7 protein-coding genes and 2 pseudogenes are annotated in these 8,598 nt (G+C 73.4%); 2 read left to right on the plus strand and 7 right to left on the minus strand.

The features are described 5' to 3' along the window. The 5 genes and pseudogenes from AB8Z36_RS22175 to AB8Z36_RS22195 all read right to left on the minus strand — a co-directional run. The coding region (locus tag AB8Z36_RS22175) for a fumarate reductase/succinate dehydrogenase flavoprotein subunit (RefSeq protein ID WP_440581968.1) at positions 1-1,620 on the minus strand (1,620 nt) is incomplete at its 3' end. Between the two features lie 26 nt (positions 1,621-1,646). Continuing rightward, positions 1,647-2,201, minus strand: a pseudogene (locus AB8Z36_RS22180) (ABC transporter substrate-binding protein); the annotation flags it as partial. Positions 2,202-2,215: 14 nt separating this feature from the next. Continuing rightward, entirely contained in the window at positions 2,216-2,443 is a 228-nt protein-coding gene (locus AB8Z36_RS22185) for a 4Fe-4S dicluster domain-containing protein (protein WP_369215110.1), read from the minus strand. Positions 2,444-2,485: 42 nt separating this feature from the next. Then, positions 2,486-3,253, minus strand: a complete 768-nt coding sequence (locus AB8Z36_RS22190) for a GntR family transcriptional regulator (RefSeq protein WP_369215111.1) — start codon at positions 3,251-3,253, stop codon at positions 2,486-2,488. A gap of 228 nt (positions 3,254-3,481) precedes the next feature. Further along, complete coding sequence (locus tag AB8Z36_RS22195) at positions 3,482-4,999, minus strand: MFS transporter (protein ID WP_369215112.1); 1,518 nt, start codon at positions 4,997-4,999, stop codon at positions 3,482-3,484. 147 nt (positions 5,000-5,146) lie between these two features. Here AB8Z36_RS22195 and AB8Z36_RS22200 point away from each other — a divergent pair, with 147 nt between their 5' ends. Continuing rightward, on the plus strand, positions 5,147-6,127 hold the full coding sequence (locus tag AB8Z36_RS22200) for an Lrp/AsnC family transcriptional regulator (protein WP_369215113.1): 981 nt from the start codon (positions 5,147-5,149) through the stop codon (positions 6,125-6,127). Between the two features lie 18 nt (positions 6,128-6,145). Here the strand turns inward: AB8Z36_RS22200 and AB8Z36_RS22205 are convergent, their stop codons facing one another. After that, positions 6,146-7,015 carry a LysR substrate-binding domain-containing protein gene (locus AB8Z36_RS22205; RefSeq protein WP_369215114.1) on the minus strand — a complete coding sequence of 290 codons (870 nt, stop codon included), beginning with the start codon at positions 7,013-7,015 and terminating at the stop codon, positions 6,146-6,148. A 232-nt stretch (positions 7,016-7,247) separates the two neighbouring features. On the opposite strand from AB8Z36_RS22205, the gene AB8Z36_RS22210 reads away from it, so the two are divergent. After that, the gene (locus tag AB8Z36_RS22210; RefSeq protein WP_369215115.1) at positions 7,248-8,300 is read left to right on the plus strand and encodes a bile acid:sodium symporter family protein; all 1,053 of its coding nucleotides are present in this window, start codon (positions 7,248-7,250) and stop codon (positions 8,298-8,300) included. Here the strand turns inward: AB8Z36_RS22210 and AB8Z36_RS22215 are convergent. Beyond that, a pseudogene (locus tag AB8Z36_RS22215) lies at positions 8,236-8,598 on the minus strand (hypothetical protein); the annotation flags it as partial. The gene AB8Z36_RS22210 and the pseudogene AB8Z36_RS22215 overlap by 65 nt on opposite strands.

An 8,598-nucleotide genomic window follows, 5' to 3' on the forward strand; every position in this document is an offset into this window, starting at 1 on the left:
CCCTGGTGCCGGTGCCGTGTTCCTCGGGCCCGCCGTCGCCACCGGCACCAGGGCGACCTCGCCGAGCGGCCGGTCCGCGCCGGGCCGTGGGGCGAACTCCGGCACAGGCACCACGTACGGCTCGATCGCGCGGGCCGTGAACTCCATCGCCCCGGACGGCGCTTTGCGCAGGTCCAGGTGGTGCAGCCAGTCCGTGTCGGCGCGCTCGGGATGGTCGAGGCGCTCGTGGTACAGGCCCCAGCGCGACTCCGTCCTGGCCAGCGAGGCACGGGCGGCCATCTCCGCGCAGTCCCTGATGAAGGTCACCTCCGCGCACCGCATCAGCTCATGGGCGGTCCGGGCCCCCATCCCGGCGATCTCGCCCCGCATCCGCTCGAACGCCTCGACGGCCAGCGACAGCTTCGCCCCGGCCTTCGGGGGCGCCACGTAGTCGTTCACGAACCGCCGCAGCTTGTACTCCACCTGCGGCTGCGGCGGCCCGTCGGGGTTGCGCAGCGGCCGGTAGACCAGCTCGTGCGCGGCGGCGAGCTGATCGCCGGGCAGCTCGCCCCCGTAGGCGCGGTACCGCGCCGCGTCCGCCCCCGCCAGATCGCCGAAGACGAACGCGCCGATCATGTAGTTGTGCGGTACGCAGGCCAGGTCACCGGCCGCGTACAGGCGGGGCACGGTGGTGCGGGCGTGCGCGTCGACCCGGACCCCGGACGCCGAGTGCCCGCCGCACAGGCCGATCTCGGAGATGTGCATCTCGATGTCGTGCGTGCGGTAGTCATGGCCGCGCCCCTCGTGGAAGGCGGCCCGCGTGGGCCGCTCCGTGGTGTGCAGGATCGACTCGACGGCGCCGATGGTCTCCTCGGGGAGGTGGCTGAGCTTCAGGTACACCGGGGCCCGGTCGGAGGCGAGTTCCGCCGCGAACTCCGCCATCATCTGCCCCGACCAGTAGTCCGACTCCACGAACCGCTCGCCGTGCCGGTTCACCTGGTAGCCGCCGAAGGGGTTGGCGACGTACGCGCACGCGGGACCGTTGTAGTCCTTGATCAGCGGGTTGATCTGGAAGCACTCGATCCCGGTGAGCGCGGCCCCCGCGTGGTAGGCCATCGCGTAGCCGTCGCCCGCGTTCGTCGGGTTCTCGTACGTCCCGTAGAGGTAGCCGGACGCGGGCAGGCCGAGGCGCCCGCAGGCGCCGGTCGCGAGGATCACCGCGCCCGCCCTGACGGTGACGAACTCGCCGGTGCGGGTGTGGAATCCCGCCGCGCCGACGGCACGCCCCGCCACCGTGAGCACCCGTACCGGCATCACCCGGTTCTCGATGCGGATGCGCTCGCGCATCTCGCGGCGTCTGAGCTGCCGGTAGAGGACCTTCTTGATGTCCTTGCCCTCGGGCATCGGCAGCACGTACGAGCCGGAGCGGTGCACCTGGCGGACCGCGTACGCGCCGTGCTCGTCCTTCTCGAACTTCACGCCGTAGGACTCCAGGCGCTTGACCATCGCGAAGCCGCGGGTGGCGGTCTGCCGGACCGTGGACTGGTCGACGCCGTCGTTGGCACGGGTGATCTCCGCGACGTAGTCGTCCGGTTCGGCGCGGCCCGGGATGACCGCGTTGTTGACGCCGTCCATGCCCATGGCGAGGGCGCCGGAGTGCCGCACGTGTCCTTGTCCGGGTCGAGCCCGGCCCGCTCCAGGGCCCGGATCAGGGTGCCGTCGGCGGCCGGTCCGACGCTGGTGGACACCTTCTTGCCGCGCAGGTCCGACAGCGAGCGCAGCGCGGAACCGGGCCTGGTGACCACGGTGTTGAGGCCGCCGCGCAGGTTGTAGCCGGTGACGGAGACGAGCCGCGTCGGCTGCCCGAGCTGCTTGCCGCGGGCGGCGTTGATCAGCAGCGGATAGTCACCCATCGACCCGATGTCAATCCTCCCCGTGGTCATCTGGGCGGTGATCGGGGCGCCCGTGGCGTAGTCCTGCCACTTCACCTCGTACTTCTTACCGTCCCGCTTGCCGCGCTCGGCCAGCTCCTCCTCGAAGTAGCCGAGGGAGCGCAGCAGGGTGCCCGCGGTGACGGTGTTGATGGTCTTCGACTGGTAGCCGACGGTCACCGTGACGGTGCCGGAGTCGTCGGCCCCGGCCACGCCGCCGCACGCGGTGGCCAGCGGCAGCAGCAGGGCGAGCGGCAGGAGCCGGGCCGTGGTGGTGGTCTTGCGCGTCATCGGAGTCGGGCCCTTCACCGGAGCAGGTAGGGCATGTTGACGGTGACCGCGCCGGTGGGGCACCGGGCCGCGCACGGGCCGCAGTACCAGCACTCGTCGACATGCATGTACGCCTTGCCGTCGTCCTCGCGGATCGCGAGCGAGTCGAGCGGACACATGTCGACGCAGAGGGTGCAGCCCTCGATGCACAGGGATGCGTCGATGGTCACGGGCACGTCGGCGCGCTGCGGCACAACAGGCATGGCGGAACTCCAGAGGTGGGCCGAAGGAGGGGCGGCGGAGGGTCAGACGGTGCGGCGCAGGACGCCGCTCATGGTGATGCGGTCCCCGCGGAAACGGATGAACTCCAGGTCCACGGGGCGTCCGTCGGGCAGATGGGTGAGCCGCTCCAGCATCAGGACGGCGCTCCCGCGCGGAGCTTCGAGGACAGCGGCGGAGTGCGTGTCGGCGTTCACGGCTTCGAGCGTCATCCCGGCGTGCCCCAGGGGACCGCCGGTCACGGTTTCAAGGAGGCGGAAGACGTCCGTGTTCTCCAGGTCGCGGCCGAGCAGTTGGCCGCCGATGTCCAGGGGCAGGTACGACAGGTCGAGGGAGAGCGGAAGGCCGTTCAGGCGGCGCAGCCGCTCGATGCAGAGCACGTCGGTGTGGTCGGGCAGCCCGAGCCGGTGCGCCACGGGTCCTGGCGCGCTGACCGGACCGGCCGTGCGGACCTCGTTGGTGACCCGCCCGTGCTCGTGCAGGATCTCGGCGAGACCCTGGAGCCGGTCGAGGGCGTGCGGGTACTTCTCGCAGACCACCACGGTGCCGACCCCGGCCCTGCGGTCCACGAGCTGCTCGCCGCGCAGCAGGTCCAGGGCCTGCCGTACGGTGTTGCGGCTGGCCCGGTAGTCGGCGGCGATGGCGTCCTCCAGCGGCAGAACGCCGCGCAGGAAGCCGCCTGTCATGATCTGGTGCCGCAGCAGATCGGCGAGCTGCCGTGCCTGGTCAGCACGGAGCCGCCGACGCCGCGCGGCGGCGACCGGAGGGGAGGCGTGGCTGTGTTCGGCTGGCATGGCAGGGAACGTACCGGCGCGGTGGCCGCGGTGGTGTTGCGGCAGCGTTGCGCCACCTCGTGCCTCTGGCGGTGCGGGTCTGACCTGTGGCTTCGCCCGGCGTGCGGGAAGATCCGCCACCGGGGGTGTGCGCCATGTGGACTTCGGCCGCGGGTTCGCCGCGGCTGATCGCGCGGGTCCCCGCGCCCCCGGGGGGGCGCCCCGTCAGGGGCGCGGGGACCTGCGCGATCAGCCACGACGCGCCCGCACGGCGACGGGCGGGCCCGCGGCAGCGGAGGGGCTCGCGGCAGCGGAGGTGCTCGGCCCGGCCGCCCGCCTGCCCGGCGTCCGCACCATCACGAGCACCAGCGCCCCCGCGACAAGCCCCGTCACGCCCGCGGCGAGAGACGCCCCGTTGAGCCCGTCGGCGAAGGCGGCGCGCACCGCGTGGCCGGAGACCGTGCCGCGCAGGGCGTCCGCGCCGCCGCCCGCGACGGTGTGCGCCGCGTCATGGCCGAGCGATTCCGCCATGCGCGAGGTGAGGACCGTGCCGAAGAGGGCGACCCCGACCGCGTAGCCGAGCTGGCGGAAGGTGTTCACCGCGCCGCCCGCCATCCCGGCGTTCACCGGCGGCACCGCCGCGAGCGCCGCTCCCGCCAGACCCGGCGCGACCAGCCCCGTACCGACGCCCGCGAGCGTCAGACCCGGTATGAGCGCCGCCCAGGACGAACCGGCGTCGAGCACCGCCATGCACAGCCCGCCCGCGCCGATCAGCAGCAGCCCGCACCCGATGACGAGCCGCGGCGCCACCCCGTGCAGCAGCCGCCCGCCGACCGCCGCCACCACGAACGACGTCGCGGCGAGCGGAAGCAGCACCAGACTGCCCCGCACCGGACTCATGCCGAGCACCGTCTGGAGCCAGATGGAGAGGTAGGGGATGACGCCGAAGGCCGCCGCGTTGTACCCGACGGCGCCCAGCAGCACCCCGGTGAACGCGGGCTCGCGCAGCAGTTGCAGGTCGAGCAGCGGATGGGCGGCACGCCGCTCGACGAGCACGAAGCAGAGCAGCGCGAGCGCCGAGAGCGCGAAGGCGCCGACCGTGACCCCCGAGGTCCAGCCGTCGCTGCCGCCGCGCAGCACGCCGTACGTCCCCGCGCCCGCGAAGCCCGCGAACGCCGCCGTGCCCGCCCAGTCGACCCGCCGTCCGGCAGGCGCCCTGGACTCCGGCACCACGCGCAGCGTCAGCGCGATCGAGGCCACGCTCACCGGCAGGTTCACGAAGAAGATCCAGCGCCAGCCGGGACCCTCGGTGAGCACCCCGCCCACGATCGGGCCGAGCGCGGCCGACGCCCCGCTCACCGCACCCCACACCCCGAGCGCGATCGACCGGTCCCGGCCCTGATAGGCGGCGCCGAGCAGCGGCAGCGTCGTCGCGAACATGGCCGCCGCGCCGACGCCCTGGAGGGCGCGCGCCGCCACCAGCAGCTCCGCGTCCGAGGCGAGACCGCAGGCCAGCGAGGCCACGGCGAAGAGCGCCGTGCCCGCCACATTGAGCCGCCTTCTGCCGAGCACGTCGGCCGCCGCGCCCACTCCCAGGAGGAGCGCGGCCAGCGCGAGCGCGTAGCCGTCGATCACCCACTGGAGGTCGCCGAGCGAGGCGTCGAGCGCCCGCGCCATGTCGGGCAGCGCCACGACGACGATCGTCACGTCCAGCAACAGCATGAACGTCCCCAGAGACACCGCCGTGAGCGGTCCCCACTTACGCATCCCCACGTCCCTCTTCCCGCTTCCGTTCCCGCTGGTGCGCCGCCCGCGGCGGCCGCTCTCCGTGCCCTCGTACGATGGGCCGACGACGGACGATCCCGGTGCCGTCGACCTGTCAAGTGGCGCTATTCGACAGTGGGGGCCGGTTCGATGGCGGAATCCGAGATCTTCGATGACCTCAACCTGAAGGTGCTGCACGCCCTGGAGATCGACGGCAGGGTCGCCTTCAGCCGGGTGGCCGCCGTGCTCGGCGTCTCCGACCAGACCGTCGCCCGCCGCTACCGCCGCATGTGCGCCGAGGCGGGCCTGCGCGTCGTCGGCGTCCGCGACACCCAGCGGCTCGGCAGGGACCAGTGGATGCTGCGGCTGCGCTGCGCGCCCGACGGCGCCCAGGACATCGCCGCCGCCCTGGCCCGCCGCCCCGACACGGCGTGGGTGCACCTCACGTCGGCGGGCACCGAGGTGGTCTGCATGACCCTGCCGCGCACGCCCGGCGACTACGACGACCTGATGTTCGGCAAGCTCCTGCGCACCCGGCAGATCGTCGGGATCACCGCCCACCAGTTCCTGCACCGCTTCTACGGCGGGCGCACCGGCTGGATCGGCAAGCACCGCCCGCTCGACGCCGGGCAGGCGGCGGCCCTGCGCCCGGACCGGCCGGAGACTCCGCGGGCCCGCGCCCGCATCACCGCCGAGGACGAGCCGCTGGTCGCCGCGCTCAAGACGGACGGGCGTGCCACCTACCCCGAGCTCCAGCGGGCCACCGGCCGCCCGGAGTCCTCCGTCAAGCGCCGCCTCGCCGCGCTGCTGGACTCGGGGGCCCTCTACATCGACACCGAGTACGACACCGAGCGCTTCGGATTCGCCACCGCGGCCCTGCTCTGGATCACCGTCGAGCCCGGTTCGCTCGACGCGGTGGGGCGCGCCATGGCCGGGCATCCCGAGGTCGCGCACGCCTCCGCGACGACCGGGCCCTCCAACCTCGTGGCCAGCGTCCTCACCCGGGACACGGCCGAGCTCTACGCCTATCTGAGCCGGACGCTGGGCCCGCTCGAAGGGGTGCGGCACGTGGAGACCGCGCCCTACCTGCGGCGCTTCAAGCAGCTCACGTATCCGAGGCCGCTGCGCTGAGAGGGCTCCCCGGGGACGTCAGCGGCGGGCCCGGTGCAGCCGGTCGCCGCCCGCCAGGATCGCCGCCGCCAGCGCGTCGGCGGCGCCCCCGGCACCCGTCCGGCGCTCCCCGTGCAGGAGCACGAAGTCGACGGAGCCAAGCTCCGGCAGGCCCGCCCGGTCGGGGACGGGGACGAGGCCCGGCGGGACGAGGCCGCGCGAGTGGGCCATCACGCCGAGGCCCGCGCGGGCCGCCGCCACCAGACCGTTGAGGCTGCCGCTCGTGCACGCCACGCGCCAGGCGCGGCCCCGCCGGTCGAGCGCCTCCAGGGCGAGGGCGCGGGTGATGCCGGGCGGCGGGTAGACGATCAGCGGCACCGGGCGCTCGGGGTCGAGGCGCAGCCGCTCGGAGCCGATCCAGACCAGGTCGTCGTGCCAGACCAGTTCGCCGCGCGGGTCCTCCGGCCGCCGCTTGGCGAGCACCAGGTCCAGCTTGCCCGCGGCCAGCCGCTCGTGGAGCGTCCCCGAGAGCTCGACGGTCAGCTCCAGATCGACGTCGGGGTGCTCGTGCCGGAAGGTCTCCAGGATGTCGGTGAGCCGGGTCAGGACGAAGTCCTCCGACGCCCCGAACCGCAGCCGCCCGCCGATCCGGGTCCTGGTGAAGAACGCCGCCGCCTGCTCGTGCGCCGCGAGGATGCGGCGCGCGAATCCGAGCATGGCCTCGCCGTCCTCGGTCAGCTCCACGGAGTGGGTGTCCCGGGTGAAGAGCTGCCGTCCGGCGGCGTCCTCCAGGCGGCGCACGTGCTGGCTCACGGTGGACTGGCGCAGGCCGAGGCGCCGGGCGGCCTGGGTGAAGCTCAGCGTCTGGGCGACGGCGAGGAACGTACGGAGCTGCGCGGGGTCGTACACGCCTCCCACCCTAGCGCCGGTCATCACGAAGCATGATGACAGTCAGAGCGGTGTACGGGATTCCCGATGCCCCTGGTCAGGAGGATCATGTCCCTGGTCAGGAGGATCGTGGACAGGGCAAGGACCGCCCTGGGTCCGGGACCGGCACCCGCCGGTACGCGCGCCTTCGGCCCGGGACCGGCACCCGCCGGTACGCGGGCGTCCCAGAAGCAGTGGAGCAGTGAAGCACCGTATGAAACGCCTGAAGTGGCCGTCCTGGATGCCGGTCGACCCCTACATCGCGGCGCTGCTCGCGACCGTGGGGATCGCCGCCCTGCTGCCCGCGCGCGGCACGGGTGCCGACCTCGCGTCCGGAGCGTCCACCGCGGCCGTCTCCTTCCTGTTCTTCCTCTACGGGGCGCGGCTCTCCACCCGCGAGGCGCTCGACGGACTCAAGCACTGGCGGCTGCACGTCACGGTCCTGGCCTGCACGTTCATCGTCTTCCCGCTGCTCGGCCTCGCGGGCAGGGGCCTCGTGCCCTGGGCCCTCACCCCCGCCCTGTACAGCGGCTTCCTCTTCCTCACGCTGGTGCCCTCGACGATCCAGTCGTCCATCGCCTTCACCTCCCTGGCCCGCGGCAACGTCCCCGCGGCGATCTGCGCGGGCTCCTTCTCCTCCCTCGCCGGCATCGTGCTGACCCCGCTGCTCGCGGCGGCGCTCCTCGGCGACAGCGGCGGCGGCTTCTCGGCGGACTCGCTCGTGCGGATCGTGCTGCGGCTCCTGGTGCCGTTCCTCGCCGGACAACTCCTGCGCCGCTGGGTCGGCGGCTTCCTCACCCGGCACAAGAAGGTCCTGGGACACGTCGACCGGGGGTCGATCCTGCTCGTCGTCTACACCGCGTTCAGCGAGGGCATGGTGCAGGGCATCTGGTCCCAGGTGACCCCGTGGCGGCTGCTCGCGCTGCTCGGCGTCGAGGCGCTGCTGCTCGCCGCGATGCTGACGCTGACCTGGTACGGGGCGAAGCGGCTCGGCTTCGGCCGGGCCGACCGCATCGCTATCCAGTTCGCCGGTTCGAAGAAGTCACTCGCGGCGGGGCTGCCCATGGCGACCGTGCTCTTCGGCGCCGACGCCTCCCTCGCGGTGCTGCCGCTGATGCTCTTCCACCAGATGCAGCTCATGGTCTGCGCGGTCATCGCCAAGCGCCGCTCGCGCGACACACCGGAGCCCGGCGGCGACGCGCTCAGCGGCGCTCCGACAGCCGCAGCGTCACAAAGCGCGGCCGGTACAGCGACACGTTCCGGCTGACGTTCGCCTGGGCGCTCGCGGGCACCGGGTCGAGCCAGTTGACGTCGTAGCTCAGCACCACCCGCCCGTCGCCGCCGAGCGCGGGGTGGGCCTGCGGGTTGTAGGCGGCCGTGTCCTTCTTCGCCGCGCCGTCCCTGGGCAGGGGCGCCTCGAACCCCTTGGCGGGGCCGTGCCAGGGCCCGGTGGGGGAGCAGGCCCAGTACGACGTGACGGTGGTCAGACCCTTCGTGCCCGCGGCCATGGTGAACAGCACGTACGTGCCCTTCTCCCGCACGACGGTGAAGGCGCTGCCCACCCC

This window comes from Streptomyces flavofungini (assembly GCF_041028215.1).
GTDB classification, from domain to species: Bacteria; Actinomycetota; Actinomycetes; order Streptomycetales; family Streptomycetaceae; genus Streptomyces; species Streptomyces flavofungini_B.